23 protein-coding genes are annotated in these 18,331 nt (G+C 55.0%); 12 read left to right on the top strand and 11 right to left on the bottom strand.

All coding sequences use genetic code 11. From position 1 onward, the window contains the following. Nucleotides 1–2: 2 nt before the first annotated feature. From DYY88_RS19785 to DYY88_RS19775, 3 genes are all read right to left on the bottom strand, one after another. On the bottom strand, nt 3–596 hold the full coding sequence (locus DYY88_RS19785) for a chromophore lyase CpcT/CpeT (protein ID WP_039725550.1): 594 nt from the start codon (nt 594–596) through the stop codon (nt 3–5). Nucleotides 597–778: 182 nt separating this feature from the next. Beyond that, nucleotides 779–1,564 carry an ABC transporter permease gene (locus DYY88_RS19780; protein WP_367889312.1) on the bottom strand — a complete coding sequence of 262 codons (786 nt, stop codon included), beginning with the start codon at nt 1,562–1,564 and terminating at the stop codon, nt 779–781. Continuing rightward, entirely contained in the window at nt 1,561–2,379 is an 819-nt protein-coding gene (locus DYY88_RS19775; RefSeq protein WP_367889311.1) for an ABC transporter permease, read from the bottom strand. The genes DYY88_RS19780 and DYY88_RS19775 overlap by 4 nt, the downstream gene beginning before the upstream one ends. Nucleotides 2,380–2,573: 194 nt before the next feature. On the opposite strand from DYY88_RS19775, the gene rnc reads away from it, so the two are divergent. The 3 genes from rnc (at nt 2,574) to DYY88_RS19760 (ending at nt 5,108) form a co-directional block, all read left to right on the top strand. Further along, nucleotides 2,574–3,293: a ribonuclease III gene (rnc, locus tag DYY88_RS19770; protein ID WP_039725548.1), complete on the top strand. Its 720-nt coding sequence runs from the start codon at nt 2,574–2,576 to the stop codon at nt 3,291–3,293. 61 nt (nt 3,294–3,354) lie between these two features. Continuing rightward, nucleotides 3,355–4,338: an ABC transporter ATP-binding protein gene (locus DYY88_RS19765; RefSeq protein WP_084606962.1), complete on the top strand. Its 984-nt coding sequence runs from the start codon at nt 3,355–3,357 to the stop codon at nt 4,336–4,338. Continuing rightward, nucleotides 4,335–5,108: an ABC transporter permease gene (locus DYY88_RS19760; protein WP_039725547.1), complete on the top strand. Its 774-nt coding sequence runs from the start codon at nt 4,335–4,337 to the stop codon at nt 5,106–5,108. The genes DYY88_RS19765 and DYY88_RS19760 overlap by 4 nt, the downstream gene beginning before the upstream one ends. 120 nt (nt 5,109–5,228) lie before the next feature. Here the strand turns inward: DYY88_RS19760 and aat are convergent, their stop codons facing one another. Next, entirely contained in the window at nt 5,229–5,816 is a 588-nt protein-coding gene (gene aat / locus DYY88_RS19755) for a leucyl/phenylalanyl-tRNA--protein transferase (RefSeq protein ID WP_039725546.1), read from the bottom strand. Nucleotides 5,817–5,849: 33 nt separating this feature from the next. After that, complete coding sequence (locus DYY88_RS19750; RefSeq protein ID WP_039725545.1) at nt 5,850–6,794, bottom strand: glycosyltransferase family 2 protein; 945 nt, start codon at nt 6,792–6,794, stop codon at nt 5,850–5,852. Nucleotides 6,795–6,992: 198 nt separating this feature from the next. Here DYY88_RS19750 and DYY88_RS19745 point away from each other — a divergent pair, with 198 nt between their 5' ends. The 8 genes from DYY88_RS19745 to coaE all read left to right on the top strand — a co-directional run bounded on the left by DYY88_RS19745 (nt 6,993) and on the right by coaE (nt 11,738). After that, entirely contained in the window at nt 6,993–7,478 is a 486-nt protein-coding gene (locus DYY88_RS19745) for a ribosomal maturation YjgA family protein (RefSeq protein ID WP_201278934.1), read from the top strand. Beyond that, nucleotides 7,456–8,061 (top strand): hypothetical protein, encoded by a 606-nt coding sequence (locus DYY88_RS19740; RefSeq protein WP_084606961.1) that lies wholly within the window; start codon nt 7,456–7,458, stop codon nt 8,059–8,061. The genes DYY88_RS19745 and DYY88_RS19740 overlap by 23 nt, the downstream gene beginning before the upstream one ends. A 137-nt stretch (nt 8,062–8,198) precedes the next feature. Beyond that, complete coding sequence (locus DYY88_RS24950; RefSeq protein ID WP_302849258.1) at nt 8,199–8,321, top strand: hypothetical protein; 123 nt, start codon at nt 8,199–8,201, stop codon at nt 8,319–8,321. A gap of 59 nt (nt 8,322–8,380) precedes the next feature. Beyond that, the gene (locus DYY88_RS19735; protein ID WP_039725544.1) at nt 8,381–8,806 is read left to right on the top strand and encodes a DUF29 domain-containing protein; all 426 of its coding nucleotides are present in this window, start codon (nt 8,381–8,383) and stop codon (nt 8,804–8,806) included. A gap of 164 nt (nt 8,807–8,970) precedes the next feature. Beyond that, nucleotides 8,971–9,558 carry a Uma2 family endonuclease gene (locus tag DYY88_RS19730; RefSeq protein ID WP_039725543.1) on the top strand — a complete coding sequence of 196 codons (588 nt, stop codon included), beginning with the start codon at nt 8,971–8,973 and terminating at the stop codon, nt 9,556–9,558. Nucleotides 9,559–9,829: 271 nt separating this feature from the next. Then, nucleotides 9,830–10,120 carry a hypothetical protein gene (locus tag DYY88_RS19725; RefSeq protein ID WP_039725542.1) on the top strand — a complete coding sequence of 97 codons (291 nt, stop codon included), beginning with the start codon at nt 9,830–9,832 and terminating at the stop codon, nt 10,118–10,120. A gap of 242 nt (nt 10,121–10,362) precedes the next feature. After that, complete coding sequence (locus DYY88_RS19720) at nt 10,363–11,169, top strand: uroporphyrinogen-III synthase (protein ID WP_039725541.1); 807 nt, start codon at nt 10,363–10,365, stop codon at nt 11,167–11,169. Then, the gene (gene coaE, locus DYY88_RS19715; RefSeq protein ID WP_039725540.1) at nt 11,142–11,738 is read left to right on the top strand and encodes a dephospho-CoA kinase; all 597 of its coding nucleotides are present in this window, start codon (nt 11,142–11,144) and stop codon (nt 11,736–11,738) included. Before DYY88_RS19720 ends, coaE begins: the two co-directional genes overlap by 28 nt. A gap of 309 nt (nt 11,739–12,047) precedes the next feature. On the opposite strand, the gene DYY88_RS19710 is transcribed toward coaE, so the two are convergent. Both DYY88_RS19710 and DYY88_RS19705 read right to left on the bottom strand, forming a co-directional pair. Next, the gene (locus DYY88_RS19710) at nt 12,048–13,376 is read right to left on the bottom strand and encodes a PhoH family protein (RefSeq protein WP_039725539.1); all 1,329 of its coding nucleotides are present in this window, start codon (nt 13,374–13,376) and stop codon (nt 12,048–12,050) included. A gap of 10 nt (nt 13,377–13,386) precedes the next feature. Further along, a complete protein-coding gene (locus DYY88_RS19705; protein WP_039725538.1) occupies nt 13,387–14,127 on the bottom strand; it encodes an LOG family protein in 741 nt (246 codons plus the stop codon). A 242-nt stretch (nt 14,128–14,369) separates the two neighbouring features. Here DYY88_RS19705 and DYY88_RS19700 point away from each other — a divergent pair, with 242 nt between their 5' ends. Continuing rightward, on the top strand, nt 14,370–15,401 hold the full coding sequence (locus DYY88_RS19700) for a cysteine hydrolase family protein (RefSeq protein WP_039725537.1): 1,032 nt from the start codon (nt 14,370–14,372) through the stop codon (nt 15,399–15,401). Between the two features lie 239 nt (nt 15,402–15,640). On the opposite strand, the gene DYY88_RS19695 is transcribed toward DYY88_RS19700, so the two are convergent. The 4 genes from DYY88_RS19695 to DYY88_RS19680 all read right to left on the bottom strand — a co-directional run bounded on the left by DYY88_RS19695 (nt 15,641) and on the right by DYY88_RS19680 (nt 18,306). Continuing rightward, nucleotides 15,641–16,336 (bottom strand): lecithin retinol acyltransferase family protein, encoded by a 696-nt coding sequence (locus tag DYY88_RS19695; protein ID WP_039725536.1) that lies wholly within the window; start codon nt 16,334–16,336, stop codon nt 15,641–15,643. 31 nt (nt 16,337–16,367) lie between these two features. After that, nucleotides 16,368–16,829 (bottom strand): FHA domain-containing protein, encoded by a 462-nt coding sequence (locus tag DYY88_RS19690; protein WP_044151004.1) that lies wholly within the window; start codon nt 16,827–16,829, stop codon nt 16,368–16,370. A 67-nt stretch (nt 16,830–16,896) separates the two neighbouring features. After that, nucleotides 16,897–17,718 carry a double zinc ribbon and FHA domain-containing protein gene (locus DYY88_RS19685; RefSeq protein WP_039725535.1) on the bottom strand — a complete coding sequence of 274 codons (822 nt, stop codon included), beginning with the start codon at nt 17,716–17,718 and terminating at the stop codon, nt 16,897–16,899. Nucleotides 17,719–18,096: 378 nt separating this feature from the next. Beyond that, a complete protein-coding gene (locus tag DYY88_RS19680) occupies nt 18,097–18,306 on the bottom strand; it encodes a hypothetical protein (protein WP_084607196.1) in 210 nt (69 codons plus the stop codon). Nucleotides 18,307–18,331: the final 25 nt, after the last annotated feature.

Here is an 18,331-nt window from a genome sequence, read left to right as displayed (position 1 = left end):
AGTTAGCTGACGGTCACTTCGTCGGCAAAGCTCGTGCGCCGGGTAAAGGAAAACGGCCCAGCGAGCGCTCCCCATAAATGTTGGTCAGTCTCCGGATCCCGCCCGCGATCCCAACTCTGAAACTTTTCGCCATCAATTTCGAACACGCTGTCGAGATAGGTTTTCATGCCTTTGCGCTCGACGATGCAGCCCTTACCCGGCTCGACCTGTCCTTTGAAGCTGTGTCCGGTCCATTCCACATGCATGTTGCAGCAGGGCATAAATTCCAGGCGATCGCGGGTCAATTCACTTAGTTTGTCGCGATCGCGGGCAGCACCGTACAGGTTTTCAACTTCTTTGATGGTGTAGTTTTCAATCTCGATGCGATTATCCACCGTCAGCAGTTTGAGCACTCGCGCCCGATAGGGCTGTTGCAGCGCAAAATCATACGCCTGCTCCAGATACAAGGCGGCGCCATCTAACAAACTGGGGGGCAGCGGCCGCATACAGACGCGAATATGGGCGTACAGCGGCGGGTTATCAAATGCCTGCTGTTGGTTGCTAAAGTCGGCGGCCATCCAGCGGGCAAGGGTGGCAATATCCGTCGAATGTGTCATGGGTGCGGCGCTAAACTAACGGATTCTATTTTACGAGATTGAGGGAAGAGGCAGGAGCAGGAGTGTGAGGGTGGGTGGGTGTGAGGGTAGGTGGGTGTGAGGGTAGGTGGGTAGATGGGTAGAGGGGTGTGAGGGTAGGTGGGTAGCAACAGCCGTCTCGGCTGTTGAGTGGTAGGGGTATCTTAGCTGGAGGCGCTGGTGTAGAAGCGGAGGGCGAAACGCCAAAACCAGCGAGAAAGCTGGAGGAGGGCGATCGCGAGCAGCACCGAACTGAGAATCCATCCCCATTCCACTCGGCCGAGCAGGGCTTGTGCGGGCACTGTGGTGAGAAACGCCACCGGAATTACAAAAGTCAGGAAGACCCGATAGGCCACCGGATAGGCGACGACTGGGAAGCGTCCGGCTTCCAACAAGCCCCGTAGGACTTCCGTGACGTTATAAATTTTGACAAACCAGATGCTGGTCGCCCCCAACATAAACCACAGACTGTAGAGACTCAGAAAGCCAAATACCAGCGTAGGAAGGGCGAGCAAATAAGCCAAGGGAGGGACACCCAATCGCGACCCAGCGTAGCCGATGATTATCAGGCCAAACACCAGATCTGGGATACCCCACGGCGATAGCGTGCGCGTTGAGAGCCAAAACTGCGAGCTAATTGGCTTGAGTAAGACAAAATCAAGGGTGCCTTCCTGCACTTGCCGCACAATTTTGTTCAGGTTCGGAGCCAAAAAAGTCGCGGAAAAGCCCTGTAGCATTGTAAAAATGCCCAAGACAACGAGCGCGGCTTCCCAGTTCCAGCCGGGGAACTCATAGCCTGATCCATAAAAAAGAAAGAGGCCGAATAAGCTACCCGCTAAGCCGCCCAGACTGCTCAAGGCGGCAATGACAAAGTTGAGCCGATATTCCAGCTCTGCCGCGATCGCGGTACTCCAAAACAAAGTCAAGACCTGCCAATAACGCTGCATCATGCCCCCATGCCCGAATATTGGCGCAAACCGCGTTTCCACAACCAGCGATTGACCACAAGGAAAATCGTGCCCCAGAGGGCGATCGCCACAAAGCCCTGCACGACATCAGTTTGTCGCCCCAGCAATAAATTGGCCGGAAAGTAAATCAAATAAGGAAATGGCGTCCACACAATCACGGCGCGAACCGCTTCGGGAAAGACATCTAGCGGGGCAATCATGCCGGACAAGAAAATGTAGAGCAAATACCAAAACTGCTCGATCGCATTGGCCCGCTCGGTCCAAAAGGAAAAGAGCGCAAAGGTGTACTGAATGACGAAGCGCAGACAGAAGGCGAGGCTGGTGGCGAGTAATCCGAGACCGAGTGCGGCTAGCGACGGTCGCCACAGCGCCTGGGGATACAGCAGAAAACACAGCCCCAGCAACCCGGCAATAAAAGGCAAGCGAGCAAACCGTTCGGAAACGTGACTGACAAAGTGCCGCCAAACCGGATCAATAGGCTGGAGTAAAAAGGGCGAAAGTTTGCCTTCCACGACTTCCCGCTCAAATTCCCAAATCACCCAAACCACGGTGAGCTGTCGCACCAAAAAAACGGCGAGAAAGTAGCGGATAAAGGTGACGGAGTCTAAGGCGAACTGGCCCGTTTGGGAAGCTTGGGTCCAAATGCCTAGAAAAATCAGGGGCAGAGTGCCCGACAGCACCCAAAACATCAGCTCGGCGCGATATTCCACCATGTAGGCGTAATATACCGACAACAAAACGCGAGATACGGCAAACACTTGTCGGGTTTTGAGGCGTACTGTCTGAGCGGGGGCCACCGATCACCTGCACAAAATTCATGTCCTGTCACAAACCCTAACGCTTTCTGGGGGCGATCGCGGCAATCTGGCCGACGCCACGGTGACCGATGGCCAGCGATGGCAGGGGCGATCGCGGCGGTCGACGAACAGGGTAATCGACTATGCTGGAAAATCCTGCTGTTGGCGCAACCTGCCTTGACCCCGTGTGAATTATGAGTGAGCCACTACCCCCACCGCCGTCTCTCAAACGATGTGTCGAAAAATTGGGTTTGCCCCCAGAGTTGGGAAACTGGGATTTGCTCGATCAGGCTCTGATTCACGCCTCAGCGTCGGTCGATCGCAACAACGAGCAGTTGGAATTTTTTGGCGACTCAGTGCTGCGTCTGGCAGCGGCGGAATTTTTGATGGAGCAATATCCCCAAGCGACGGTGGGAGAATTGACGCGGGTGCGATCGCACCTGGTTAGCGACCAAACGCTAACCGAAATCGCCGAGAAAATTGGCATTGAGCAATTTCTACAAATGTCGAGTGCGGCGGCGGGCGATCGGGCGGCCCGTCCGCGACGCTTAGCCGATGCGATTGAAGCGCTCTTAGCGGTGCTTTATCTCAGTCGGGGCAACTTGCAACTGGTGCGCCCCTGGTTAGATCCGCACTTAGCGGAAGTAGCCCAGCAGCTGATGGCCAATCCGGCCTTACGCAACCCGAAAACCGCTTTACAAGAACTGACGCAAAAACACTACAAGACGCTACCCGACTACCAAACCGAAGAAATTAGTGTCCAATACGGTGATCCGCAACGGTTTCGGGCCGAGGTGCGGCTGGGCGATCGCTACCTGGGCTCCGGAGTGGGGGCCTCTCGCAAAGAAGCTGAGAAGGCGGCAGCCAGTGAAGGGTATCAGGCTCTATTGGCCAGCATTGCAGCAGAAACTTAGCGCTAAATATTAAGATAGGTAAAGACTTCCATCGCTGCTTTATTCAGAGCATTGTTGAATTGTGCAACTTGCAAATCGTCCGACCACTGAGCGTCCGCCTCATACCACCGCTGACGCCGTTGTTTTAGCCACTCAAGGACTGAGCAAAACCTATGGCCGAGGCAAACAGCGCTTCGAAGCGGTGCGCCAGGTTTCTCTGACCTTGCATCGCGGCGAAGTCCTCGCCTTCTTAGGACCCAATGGGGCCGGCAAAACCACCACCATCAAAATGATTGCGGGTTTGGTGCGGCCTGATCGCGGTCAAGTCACCATTGCGGGCGAAGATCCTCACCGTCATGCCCGCGCTCTCCGTAACATCGGGGCTGTGTTAGAAGGCAACCGCAACCTCTATTGGCGGCTCACCCCCGAAGAGAATTTGGAATATTTTGGCGTGCTGCGGCAAGTGCCCCGTAAGGTGGCCCATCGTCGCGGGCTGGAATTGCTCGATCGCTTTGAACTGTTAGACAAGCGCAATACCCCGGTGCAAAAGCTGTCGCGGGGGATGCAGCAAAAGGTGGCGATCGCGGTCGCGCTCATCCACAATCCTCAACTGCTGCTGCTGGATGAACCTACCCTGGGTCTCGATGTGGAAGCCGGGGAAACGGTGAAAGCCCTGGTGCGCCAAATTGCGGCAGAAGGCCGCGCCATTTTGCTCACCACTCATCAATTGGATGTGGCGGAGGAACTGTCTGATCGCGTTGCGATCATCCGTCGCGGCCAGATCATTGCGGAACAGTCCACCGAGTCGCTGCTCCAAGAATTCTCGAACTCCACCTACCAAATTGAAGTCGAGGGCAGCTTGTCTGCTACACAGCAGCGACAGGCAGAGCAACTGGGGGCCACCGTTGAGGATCGTCACATTACCTATGCTGGGGACGCGGAAACGCTCTATGCCCTGCTGGCGGCGTTGCAGCCGTTGCCCATCGTGTCGGTGCAGCACGATCGCGCCGACCTGACTCAAGTTTTCCTCAAGCTCGTCAAAGATACCCAGGATGCCGAATCATGATTGATTTACTCCATGTCGAACTGAAGCGCACCTGGACGCAATTCATCCGCTATCCGGCGGAAGTCATTGCCGGATTGATCATCACAACTTCGGTGTTTTACGGGCTATTTTTGAGCGCGCGTTACATGGCCGGACCCAGCTTTGCCTTTGGCGATCGCCTCGATGCCGTCGTCGTGGGCTATGTGCTGTGGTCATTGAACCTGTACATCATCAACGACATTGCGATCGGCCTCCAGTCTGAAGCGCAAACGGGCACGCTGGAGCAGGTGTTTCTCTCGCCGTGGGGGTCGCCGCGCGTGTTCTTCGCTCGGGCCGTGGCCAGTCTCGCACTGCGCTTCACCCTGATTTCGGGAATTGTGCTGATTTTGATGGCGATTTCGGGCAGTCGCCTTTCGTTTCCGCCTGCACTGCTTTTGCCCTTTCTGACGCTGGTGATGGCGGGGTATGGCTTCGCGTTCATGATGGGGGCTTGTGCGCTAGTGTTCAAGCGCGTGCAGCAGATTTTGGGGATTTTCCAGTTTCTGCTGCTGTTCTTGCTGGCAGCCCCGTTCGAAGAATCCACCGGCATCATGCAACACCTGCGCTTTTTCTTGCCGATGATTCCTAGCACGGGATTGTTGCGTGACCTGATGGCAAGAGACCTGCCGTTGGACTGGCCGACGTTTGCGCTGGCCTTGCTCAACGGTGCCGCTTATCTGGGGCTGGGGTTGCTGGTCTTTAACTGGGCCGAGAAAATGGCCAAAAAACGCGGTTCCCTCAGTGGTTATTAAGACATTCACAACATCCTGTAGGGGCGAGACATTCTCGATGCATGGTTTCGGTCTCTACCTAAACGCCATTGCGAGAATGTCTCGCCCCTACGCTTCATTGGTCCAACCCAATCGGCATCTCTAAATAAATGTGCAGGGCATGGATAATGCCTGTTTCAGCAGTTTGCGGTAGTCGCGATTAGAGACAATGTAAGCCCCAAACCGCTCTAGATGAGGGTTCATCATCTGTGCGTCAAAAAAGAGATATTGACGCGATCGCAGATGCTCCACGAGCTTGACCATGGCCACTTTTGAACCTTCGGGAATGCGGTAAAACATCGACTCGCCAATGAACGCGCCGCCAATGGTGAGGCCCAAAATCCCCCCGGCTAACTCGTCGCCCTGCCAGGTTTCAAAACTGTGGGCCCAACCTGCTTGGTGCAGTTCCCAGTAAATTTCTTTGAGGTCTTCTGAGATCCAGGTGGTGTCGCGATCGGCGCAGCCGTCCACCACTGAGAGAAAATCGCGGCTAATGGCAGTTTCAAAGCGATTTTGATTGAGCGCCCGTCGCAATGATTTGGGATAGCGAAAGCGATCGTCCAGGGGAATCAACGTCCGTTGGCGACTGGAATACCACCCGAGGCCCTGGCCATCGTCGTCAGACATCAGGAAATAGCCCTTGGCGTAACCTTCGATAATGGCAGTGATGTTGTACTGAGAGGGAATCACGATCGCATCTGCACAGGTTAATTATCCAACGGCTTAAGCACCCTGCCGCTCCATTTCAGCATAGGCAGCATAGACGCCTTGCACGTTATACCAATTCAGGAACACCCGTGCCACTTCGAGCGCCAGTTGGGGCCGTCCCGAATCAATCAGCCACTGCAACAGGGGAGCCAAGGTTTTTTCATTTAACCGACCGCCCAAAGACAGCATGCCCCACAGCACGCGATGCAGCCACGTCATCTGAATCATCATCCGCACATCCCAGGTGGGGTGCTTTTGGTAAAACAAGACGCCCATGCGCCCCCGCTGCATTTCTTGCTCAATCAGGCGAGGCACTTGGTCCAGGGAGAAGGGCGGATGCCAGTGATAGCCCACGGCTTCTGGGACTTTCACCAAAGACAGTCCTAATTTTTTGAGCCGGACGCCGAGCTCTAAATCTTCCCAGCCGTAGAGTTGGAATTGAGTGTCGAATAGGCCCGCTGCTTCTAACCAGTGCTTTGCGATCGCTACATTGCCTGTGGCAAAAAACGCTTGGGAATAATCCGTCACTTTGAACGGTTCTGAGGTGGGCTCTTCGAAGTTGCAGGTGTTGACTACGCGCCCATAGGTAAAGACGCGATCGCTGCCCTTTTCCTCATACGCTTTTTTCAAGGCCGTGCCGTGGTGATGTAAAAAGTCGGGCAGCACGACTAAATCGCTGTCGATAAAAATAATGGTGTCGCCCTTGGCTTCCGTGACGCCGAAGTTGCGGGCGATCGCGGGGCCTTTGTGATCCTGTTCAAACAGCCGCACATGGGGAAATTCTGCCGCCTTTTCTTGCAGCCACGCGACCGTGCCATCGGTGGAACCGTCATCCACAATCACGATTTCGTAGCCTTCCACCGGACTCTCGGCAGGCAGGACTTGCTGCTCCATCGCCCGCAGGCACTTTTCCAAAATCGGTTTGCGATTATAAGTGGGAATAACAACGCTGACGAACACAGCACACCTCAAAACGGCGATCCAATCCTACTGTAGCGGTACCGTCCGCCCCTAGTTGAGAAAACCGGACAGTCAGCAGCTGCGCTAGAGCTGGCGACACGTTGGCGGTGGCCAGGTGGCTCATCAGAGATAATCAGAGAGTCCTGTGACCGTCGTTGATGATTGCTATCAGTCAACCGACGGATTCTACCCTTTGCCATGGTTGTGGCGGATGTTTGGTCGGCACTGGCTCTGATGGATGAGCCGATTTCTGCCGGATGCGCAAGCCGCGATCGCGATCGCACTAAATATATGAGATGCAAGCCTTATTACTTAGCCTGGACGGTGCTGCTATTGCTGATTGAGTTAGGCATCGCGCTGTTTGTAGATGACGACTTTATTCGTCCCTACGTGGGTGATGTGTTAGTGGTGATTTTGATTTATGCCTGGGTGCGAGCCTTTTTTAAGGTGGCGATTTTGCCAGCGGCGCTGGGTGTTTTAGTGTTTGCCTTTGGCGTTGAGATTTTGCAGTTTCTTAACATCGTGGAGGTGTTGGGTTGGGAGTCATCAGCGATCGCCCGTACCGTTATTGGCACTACGTTTTCATGGGAAGACTTAGTTGCTTACACCGTCGGCGTTGGCCTCCTACTGGGGGCCGAAAAAGTCGTCGGTCCCCACAAACATGAGTGGACTTCCCTACACTGAAGGCAAGACCGATGACCGCGATCGCTTGAGGCAACCTGATAACGTGTCCGATTGGATTTACACCGTACGAGAACGATTTAGTCCCAACCATAGTCAAGGTTGGCAGGAATATGCCGAGTGGTCAGGCTTTACCCACCTCACCGAACTGATCACGTTAGATACTGTATTGTGCAGCGATCGCATTGACGACCTCACGCCAGAAGACTGGCACCATAACGTCCAGGCCGACGGTCGCTTAACCTGGTTTACCGATCTCGATTACCTGCGTCAGCGCTATCCTTTGGCCTCATCGCAAGACCAACTCATGGCGGCGGTTGAAAATCCAGAGACTGATTTGCCCCCTCCGGACGGCTTTAACCACTGTGGGTTCGACATTATTGATGCGGAAGGAGCCACGAGCGTGTTGACCAACTGCGGCCGTTTTCCCGGCATTTTTGCACCTGCCGATGTCAATACGATGGGGCTGATTGATGGCCTTGAAATGGCCGAGGCGATCGCTCACCAACTGCGCATGACTTTTCCTGACGAACCGCATTGCCAAGACTGTCGGGTGTGGCAAGTGACTCGGCGCGTCGCGATATAAGTTAGCCATCTTGGCAGAACGAATCGATTCGAGTGAGCAGCGTCACCGGCTGTGGTTAACCGCGATCGCTTAACCGCAGCTTTCTTTTGTGGAAAAAATCTCATCTCTGACGGTGATGACGGCACTGTTCGGTCATTTTGTGGGATTTAGAAGCGCTGGAGTTTGATGCCCTGATGCAGCGCGGCTGTGAGTGGTGGCGCGAGTACACCGAGTATCAAGACCCCCCCGACCAGCTACGCGAAATTTGCGACGGCATTTGAGACCGCAATCAATACTTTTGCAAATGATATCGTTAAGCAAAGACTCGAGAAGCTTGACCATGCTTCAGACAAAACCCCTCTACGATCACGATTTCAACCTTTGGGTAGCAGCACAGCAGGCCGCCCTCAAGGAACATCGCTACATCGATTTAGACTTGCCCAACTTAATAGAGGAGCTGGACGGCTTGACCAAGCGAGACAAACGAGCGTTGAAAAGCCAACTGCGCGTTTTACTCACCCATCTCCTGAAATGGCAGTATCAGCCCCAAAAACGTTCATCCAGTTGGCAAGCTTCTATTGATAACGCCCGCGTAGAAACTGTCGACATCTTGGACGATAGCCCCAGCCTGCGCAACTACCTGCCTGAAATTCTTTCCCAGTGCTATCAGTTTGCGCGTAAACAAGCCGCCAAAGAAACGCACCTCGCTATGGATACCGATTGCCCCTATGCGTTGGAGCAAGCACTGCAGGATGGTGAGGAATAACCCATTTATGCGCTAATGCAGCGGGGCTGCGAGTGGTGGCGCGATTACACCGAGTATCAAGGCACCAGCACTGATCAACGACTCTCCTTTTGTACCGAAAACTAACATTAGGATAGGCATATAGTCTCTAACACCCTGCTACTTTGGCCTTCTCCAGCTGAGCCATGACATCCCTGACCCTACCGCTCAAATTTGACCTCAAAAACGTTCATTTCACCGATGAACAGTTTTACCAACTCTGCATCAATAACCCTGACCTAACGCTCGAACGCGATGCCCAAGGAGCCTTGATTCTGATGTCCCCCGTAGGCGGAGAAAGCGGTAACACTGAACTAGAGCTAGGTATTGATTTAGGCATTTGGAACCGCCAAACAGGACTGGGCAAAGTGTTCAGCTCTTCGACGATTTTTCGCTTGCCGGGGGGCGGCAGTCGATCTCCCGATGCCGCCTGGGTCGAACTTTCGCGATGGCAAGCCCTCACCCCTGAACAACGTCAACAGTTTCCGCCCATTGCCCCCGATTTTGTATTGGAGCTGAGGTCACGCACCGACAGTCTGCCACCCCTGCAGGAAAAAATGTGGGAATACCTGAACAGCGGTGTGCGATTGGGATGGTTAATTAACCCTCAAGACCAACAGGTCGAAGTTTATCGTCAGGGCCAGCCGCCAGAAGTGCGATCGCTCCCCACCACAATGTCGGGGGAAGCCGTTTTGCCAGGATTTACGCTACACATCGAGCGATTTGAGCCATGAATCAATAGATGCGGAGCTGGGACAAGATCTGCTGACGGGTTGCAAGATTGCAGTCTGATCACTCTCAGTTAGCCATTGCCCCGGTTAATCAACGGATGTATCCCGGGGCAATGGCTAACTGAGAGTTTGGTCGCCGGAGAGTGGTCCGGCGATCGCCCACCACCAGCATGTGCCCTCGTTAGAGCTGAGCCGTCTACTAGCGTTACACTGCAAATGTTTCGAGTTGGCAATTGAGAAGCCAACATCGCTGTCGAGAGCATTACCGATCACTGTGGCCACTGCTTGTTTTGGAGAATGTCCGCTCTGTGGGCGATCGCTCAAGCTCACCTTTCATCACCTGATTCCCAAAAAGCTGCACCGCCGCACTCGCTTTAAGAAGGCTTATTCCAAAGCGGAGTTAAATCAGGGCGTCTGGATTTGTCGACTGTGCCACGACGGCATCCACGACCATTACGATGAAATGGCCTTAGCCAAGCATTTTCCGACGCTGGAAAGCATTAAAACCGATCCGAAGATTCAGCGCCATGCAGAGTGGGTTGCGAAGCAAAAAGTGCGGTGTTGATAGCCGCCGCTGGGGCTAAGGATACCAGGGGGCTTGGGAGTTACCTTACAGAATCAGGATTGTATAAAACTCCAAGTCTTGTCAGGCAGGCATCTTGACCGCTCTGGGACAGCCGAGACGGCTGTCCACACTTCATTAAAGTCCCATTCCTCAGCGCAGTTAGGCGGAAGCATCTGCTCTAGTGTTCAACAGCATTCCGACAAGCCGTACACTAAAAAGGCTGTGTTTGCTTGTCTGGATGTATGGCTCGGTTACCGTCGGCTCCCGCTTCTATTACAGCGCTGGTGACGCGATCGGCGGGGCAATCCAGTCAATTCACCACCCTCCTAAAAGCGGCAGGTATTCAGGTTTTAGAAATGCCCGCGCTCGAAATCCGGCCGCCCTCGACCTGGCAACCGCTGGATGCGGCGATCGCCCATCTCAACACCTACGACTGGCTAATTTTGACGTCAGCGAATGCGGTCACCTTTTTCTGGCAGCGGTTAGCGGCGGTGGGCAATCCGGCAGAGTTGGCATCGGTAAAGCTAGCCGTCGTGGGAAAAAAAACCGCCAGTGTGTTGCAGCAGCAGGGCTATCAGGCCGATTTCATTCCGCCCAATTTTGTCGCAGATTCGTTGGTAGCGGCGTTTCCGGAATCGGTGCAGGGACGCAAGCTTTTATTTCCCAGGGTGGAAAGTGGTGGACGAGAGATCTTGGTCAACGAAATGACGGCGGCTGGGGCGACCGTGACAGAAGTCCCGGCCTATGAATCGGGCTGTCCGCAAACGCCTGACCCAGCGGCGATCGCGGCCCTCCAATCGCAACAAATCCACGTCATCACCTTTGCCAGTTCTAAGACGGTGCGCCACACCTGTCAGCTGTTGCAGCAGGGACTGGGAACCAATTGGACGGCATATTTGGAGCAAGTCGCGATCGCTTCCATTGGTCCCAAAACGTCTGACACCTGCCGGGAACTGCTGGGGCGGGTGGATATTGAGGCGGCGGAATATACCCTGGAAGGACTGACACAGGCAATTACGGAATGGGCCAGCAGCGCATCATTGGACTAACCGGCGGCATCGCCACGGGCAAATCTACCGTTGCCGAGTATCTGCAAAAGCAGTACGGGGTGCCGATTCTGGATGCCGATGTGTATGCCCGTCAGGCGGTTGAGGTGGGTTCGCCGATTTTGGGAGCGATCGCGGCTCGCTACGGCACCCAGATTTTGCGTTCAGACGGCAGCTTAGATCGTCCACAACTCGGGCAAATTGTGTTTAGCGATCGGGCTGAGAAAGCCTGGCTAGAGCAGCAAATTCATCCCTATGTGCGGCAGTGCTTTGCCACGGCCATGGCTAACTTATCGGCTGTGGCCACGGTTGTACAGGTGATTCCCCTGCTGTTTGAAGCCAACTTGACCGATCAGGTTACTGAGATCTGGGTCGTCACCTGTGCCTATGACACGCAGCGACAGCGGCTGATGACCCGCAACCAGCTTTCCCCAGCGGCGGCTGAGCAGCGCATTCAGAATCAGTGGCCCTTAGCTCAAAAAGCCGAACTGGCCGATGTGGTGTTGGATAACGAGGGCACGCTAGCCGCGCTGTATCAGCAAATCGATGCGGCGTTGCAGGCTACTGCCTAAGCATCAGGAATGCTTTTTTATAGCGTTGCGCAGATAGCTCTGTTCATCGCCTTGGCAGAAAAACGAGGGGCTGAGGAAGCGGGGCTTGATCAAATCCAAGTTTTGTCGGACAGGCATCTTGCCTGTTCCTGAACAGCCGAGCCGACTGTTCACACTGAGATTCAATGCCCATTCTGTAAACTTTTGAGCTCTTTGCCCATGACTGCGGATTGCGATATCAGTCAGGGGCAAAGGGGACGGTTCCCTATCGATTTCCCCAAACCGTCACGGTCAAAGTCTCAGAACAAGGGAACCTTCCCCGGCGGTGAGTTACAGCAGAGTAGCGGCGCGCTCGGCGAGGAGCGATCGCTCGCCTTTGATCAACGTCATGTGCCCGCCCAAGGGATCGGTTTTGAACCGCTCCACCACGTAGGAAATGCCGTTGCTAGCCGCATCTAGATAGGGGCTATCGATTTGGTCTACATCGCCCGTCAGCACAATTTTGGTGCCCTCGCCCGCTCGGGTGAGAATGGTCTTGACTTCATGGGGCGTCAGGTTTTGGGCCTCGTCAATAATCAAAAACTGCTTGGGAATGCTGCGCCCACGAATGTAGGTCAGCGGCTCGATTTGCAGTAAGCCCCGCTCCATCAATTCTTCGTGGCCCCGTCGCCAGTGGGCGGGCTTATTAGTGGAGTCGGTGGTGCCAAAAATCAAGTCAAAATTGTCGTACAGGGGCTGCATCCAGGGGCTGAGTTTTTCGCCAATGTCGCCGGGCAGATATCCCAAATCACGGCCCATGGGCACAATGGGGCGCGAGATTAACAGTCGGGTGTAGTGCTTTTCGTTGATGACTTGATGCAGCCCTGCCGCGATCGCTAGTAGGGTTTTCCCCGTCCCCGCCTTCCCTTCCAAAGTCACTAACGGGACGGCATCATCCAGCAGCAGTTCTAAAGCAAAGGCTTGCTCGCGATTGCGCGGGCGAATGTGCAAAATGCCCTCTTTGGGTTGCCGGGTTAAGGCTTGGAGCGACTGCCCGCGACTGTCGGCGATCGAGATCGCCGTGTGGTCTGGCTTGGTCACATCCACCAGGGTCACCGCCTGATGGGGGTACACTGCCTCGGGCAGATCGAGGGTCTTATGGGCATAAAACTGATCGATTTGATCCGGCGTTGTCGAGAGCTCACAGGCACCGCTATACAGCTCTTCGACATCCACTTTGTCGGTTTCATAATCTTCAGCGGCCAAGGCCAGGGCATCGGCTTTAATCCGCAAGTTGGTGTCTTTGCTGACTAAAATGACGGGACATTGGCAGTGCTGTTTGAGCTCCAGCCCGACGGCCAAAATGGCGTTGTCGCCTTTATCGCCTTCTAATTCCACCGGTAGTTTTTGCAACGTCTCCCGGTGACACAGCACCACCTTGAGGGTGCCGCCAGCCGGACTCACGGGAATCCCCTCTGTCAGATTGCCCGTGCGGCGTAACTCATCCAAGAGCCGCGAGGTATGGCGGGCATTGCGTCCCACCATGTCGGGCTGCTTTTTGAAGCGATCGAGTTCCTCAATCACAGTGATGGGCAACACCACATCATTATCCTGAAACCGCCGCATGGCCTCTGGGTCATGCAGCAGCACATTGGTATCGAGCAGAAAAACCTTTTTCATAAGTCAGTTATTAGGGCTCCGAACGCTGTTGCCATTGGGCATGGGAGGCTTTGAGCAGGGCGATCGCGGCCTCGCAGTCTGTGACACATTGGGGAATGGATAAATCGGCGGGATCGGCCAGGGCGGGCGCCCGCTGGATCATGTAGCGATCGACCCAACTCACCAAGTCGGCCCACATATCGCCGACGAAAATCAGCGGCGTTTGGTGCAGTTTGCGGACCTGCAACAGTTGCCAAATCATCAACGCTTCTAAGCTAGTGCCGATGCCACCCGGCACCACCACAAACGCATCCGAAATCAGCACGAAATGGTGTAGCCGCGAAAAAAACGTCCGGTGGCTGTACATTTCTTCGATAAATGGATTGCCCGCCTGCTCAAACTCCAGCGCGACGCGAATGCCAATGGACCGGGTGAGATCTTCGGGGTCAGCGATGACACTGCCTTCATTGGCGGCTTGCATGAGCCCTGGGCCGCCCCCAGTAATGATGTCGCAGCCCAGGAGGGTGAGTTCGCTGGCGAGTTGGCGCACTCCTGCATAGAGAGCATCTTCAGACTGCATGCGGGCCGAGCCAAAGATGGTGACCCGATAGCGATCGCGCTTCGTGGGGCGAATGCGCGTGAGATTATTCACGACTTCCCACAGTCCCAGCACGGATGCTTGAATGATGTCGAATGTAGCCTCGTGATTCTGAACAGGAACGCTTTCTGAGGCGGGACGGGGTAAATTGTCGGACGAAGAAAACTGACTCACAAACTTTGGCGCTATTTAGGACACATTATGGCGGTTGACTTTCGCTTATAACGGGCAGCGCTACGATTTTTAACCGACGATGCCTCAAGCCTGAGCAGTTGCAGAGTACATCGCTGATCGGTGTGGAAATTGCTAAGTTAATCACCATCACGGCAATCTTTTGTCTCTTTGTGGTGATGCCCCCAGCGCGGGCGCGATCGCGATTAGTCCAGATTGCTGATTTGTAGTCTCGGACTTCTACTATGCCCCCTGTTACCACCCTTCCGGTCCCCGATTTTGTCCAAGCTGACCAAGTGACGCAGGTCTATCGTGTGCCCTATCAAGAACGGGCGATCGCGGCCCGTGCCTGGGCTCAACAGCAAGACATTGCTCCTGCGAGTCAAGATCCGCTACGACTATGTCTCTTACTCATTGACGTGCAAAATACGTTCTGCCTACCTGAGTTTGAACTGTATGTGGGCGGGCGATCGGGCCAGGGCGCACTGAACGACAATCGCCGATTGTGTCAGTTCATCTACCAAAACTTGGGCGTCATTACCGCGATCGCCCCGACTCTGGATACTCACACCGCTGCCCAAATTTTCCATCCCTTATTCTGGCTTGACAGTCAGGGCAATCCCCCCGCACCGATGACCATGATCAGCTACGACGACGTGGTGGCCGGAAAATGGCAGGTCAATCCGGAGATGGCCCCCTACATGGCGGTCGAAGATTTGCAAGAGTTTGCGCTGCACTATACCCGGCGGCTCACCTACGACAGCAAATATCCCCTCACGATTTGGCCGTACCATTCCATGTTGGGGGGCATTGGGCACGCCCTCGTGTCCGCCATTGAAGAAGCTTGTTTCTTTCATTCCATCGCCCGCCACAGTCCGACCTTGTATGAAGTCAAGGGCAGCAATCCCCTGACGGAAAACTATTCTGTCCTGAGTCCTGAAGTGTTGGAAGACAGTCAAGGGAGCGCGATCGCTCGCAAGAATCAGCGATTTACCGACAAGCTGCTGGATTTTGATGCGATCGTGGTGGCGGGTCAGGCTAAGAGTCACTGTGTGGCCTGGTCGGTAGAAGATCTCCTGACGGAAATCAACGCCCGCGATCCACAACTGGCGCAAAAAGTGTATCTGCTGGAAGACTGCACGTCTCCCGTCGTGGTGCCCGACGTGGTGGACTTCACCGATGCTGCCGATGAAGCTTATGCGCGTTTTGCCGCCGCTGGCATGCACCGTGTCACCACCGAGCTGCCAATGTCAGAGTGGCCTGGGCTCGCGCTTTAAGCAGGGGGATTTAATCAGTGGGAACCGCCGTCGTATGCGTTTAGCCCTGCCTGAATCTTCTCCCCAAAGCCCTCTCCCAAGCCGAATCCTGTAAGGGTTTGGTAATGCCGTTCTGGGGCGCTTGTAATGTGCTCTTGTTGGATGGCCATCCTGGCTGTCCTAAAGTGCCTTATCGCCTTTAATGGGTGGGCGATGGAGGCAGACTGGCAGCCTGTCCGACCAATTCTCTGCGCAAACGCTCAGGAGGAGCGCTCAGCGGCCCGCAGGCGATTGCGCTCCAAGGTTAGCTGCACATCGACCAGCTCCGTGAGTTGCTCAGTGAGGTGATCCACCTTTTTCTTGGCGGCCACTTTGCGATGCAGGGCGGCGCGGGCCAGGTCTTCGCGATCGCGCTGCAAAGCGGCCGCTGCCACCCGTTCCCAGGTGTCCATATCCTGACGGGCCTGGTCATATTCGCGCTTGAGGGTTTGGTGGGCGGCGGCGATATTACCCAAGGCATCGTGAAAAAGGGCAATGGCTTCGTCTGGGGCGCGATCGCTGGCGGTACCCTCGATCAAGCGGCGCAAGTCGGGCAAGTTATAGCGATCGATTTGTAACCCAAAGCCTGCCAGTTGTTCACAGTCGTTGCGGCCCGTTTTGCACCAGTTGGCAAAATGTTCGCAGTTGTTGGTCAGCAGGTCGTAGCGCTGTTCGCCTAACCGACTCTGGGCCCGCTGCACCACGATGTGCGGCAAAAAAGCCAGCGATCGCGGCTTCACAAAAATTCGGCCCCCCCGCGCAAACAAGTCCCTTGGGGTGCTGGTAACAGTGGGGACGTCGCCCCCTTTGTAGTAATGAACGATGGCATCGGGGCCACAGTCGATGCCGTGGTGCTCATAGACGCCCGGCACCCCCGCCACCTCACGCATCGCGTAGACCTGGTCACCTAGCGCCATGGCTCATCTCCCGGCTCACAACACGTTGGCGTTAAGACTGCACAGAGGGCGATGTCTCGGAAGTGGTCTTGTGATCTGGATCAATGCGGGTCGGATGGGCATCAGCGGAATGGGTGTCGTTAAACTCGACCTTGGTGCGACTCTCGGCGTTGGATTGCAGTTGGCGCAATGCCTTCATCGAGTCGGGGGCCTCTTGGCTGATGTTGATTTGAATGTTGGGGCCAGAACGCGCCAGCCGAATCACCATTCCATCTTCCGCGATCGCTTGGGCCACCCGCTTACCATCCAGGTAAGTGCCGTTGGTGCCGAGATTCACAATCTCCCAACCGGCATCCGTTTGCCGCAATTCCACATGATGGCGAGAGACCACGGCACTGTAGAGCACCACCTGATTTTCGGTAGAGCGACCAATTCGAATGACGGAGTCTTCTTCGAACGTCCAGTGCTGGACGGGTTTTTTATTCAGAGGATGTAGCAGCGAAAGAGTAATCACATCTCTCAACCTATAGGCGATAGCAAACTGCTGGCATGAGCTGGAAATTAGCTTAAGCGTAAACTACTTAGCCAGACTGGAAAATAAAAGTAACTTTATCTCCTTTACCCAGGGCGATGCGATCGCCCGCCCGCAGTCGGTGACGGTTACCTGGGGGTAACGGCATGTTGTTGACATAGGTGCCGTTAGAGCTGCCCACGTCTTCAATGTAGTAGATGTCGCCCTCAACTCGAAGGTTGGCGTGGACCCGTGAAACAATTTCTGAATCAGGGAACCCTGACACGTCAATGGTTGGGGGAATGCGATCGTTGGGCTTCCCCAGATGAATGATGGTTAACTGCGGCGGTAGCTCCAGCGTCGTGTTGGTCTGAACGTGCAACAGCTTGGCTTGATTAATTTGTAGCTGCGTTGAACCCAGATTTGCCGCTCCGGCCCCCGGACTGGTTGGTAAAGGTGCCGGCGGAGCCGTCATGGGCTCATTTGGCCCGTTCTCAAGCGGTGCCGCAATACTGGGGGGTGTCTCGGGCAGGGGCGGTGGTGGTCCTGGCGGGCTGGCCGCTTCGGTCGGGGGGGCAGCCGGGGCCGTTGCGATTAAGGGCTCGGGCGGCAACAATTCAGGAATTTCGACATCGTCATCAATGCCGGGCACCGTGGCTTCGTAATCTGGTTCACTAGCGCTCTCCGCACTGGGCACAGTACTCGCCGATTGACTGGCCGCAGGGCTCACCGTCCTGAGGTCAAACCCACATTGCCCACAAAAGCTTGCGTCTGACTGCACTGTTGCTTGGCAACTGGGGCAAGTCGCCAGCACTGGCAAGGGGGTATAGCAAGCCTCACACTGGACTGCACCATCAGGATTTTGATGATTACAGTTAGGGCAAACGATCATGACAGTACCTAGTGTCGGGTGATCATCATTCACGAGGGTACCCACATCACTGAGCTGAACTTAGCGGCAGCGTGGCGGTAACGCCTCATCTGGTGCACATAAATGATAGGCGAAAACGACAGTTCTGCTACAAGACGACAAGACGTCAGTTTGCCGGGATGAGCAGCGGCCTCGCCTGGGGGCGATCGCGATGGTGTAGTCCAGACCGGAGATATCCTGGCCAAAATCCCAATGTGTGGCGGTGGAGACTTTGACCCGGCTGCAGGCGGCTGCGTCGCGATCGCGGCAAGCCATAGCCAGAGCATCCAGTGATTGTATTTGAACGAAAAGGGCCTGCGGTCAGCTTGTTAAAAGTAGGCGTTAAGAGGCGGCGAACTTTTAGAGGCGGCGGTCTACGTACTGCTTCCCGCGTCGAATTGCTTCTTCTTTCGTCGTTGCTCGGGGCACCGCGATCGCGCATCCGACACTATTATTTGCCCAAACGGCATATACTTCCTGACCGTCGGTGTCGCTACGGTCAACTTCGAGTGTCCAGCCGCGATATTCAAATGACCAAATAATTTGGGGATAATCGGGTTGTAATATCACGATCAATAACCTGCAATAACCTGAA

It is taken from the genome of Leptolyngbya iicbica LK, assembly GCF_004212215.1.
In the GTDB taxonomy this organism is placed as follows: domain Bacteria; phylum Cyanobacteriota; class Cyanobacteriia; order Phormidesmidales; family Phormidesmidaceae; genus Halomicronema; species Halomicronema iicbica.
The sequence above is the reverse complement of the archived record's forward strand: the minus strand, read 5'-3'. Positions and strand labels throughout refer to the sequence as shown.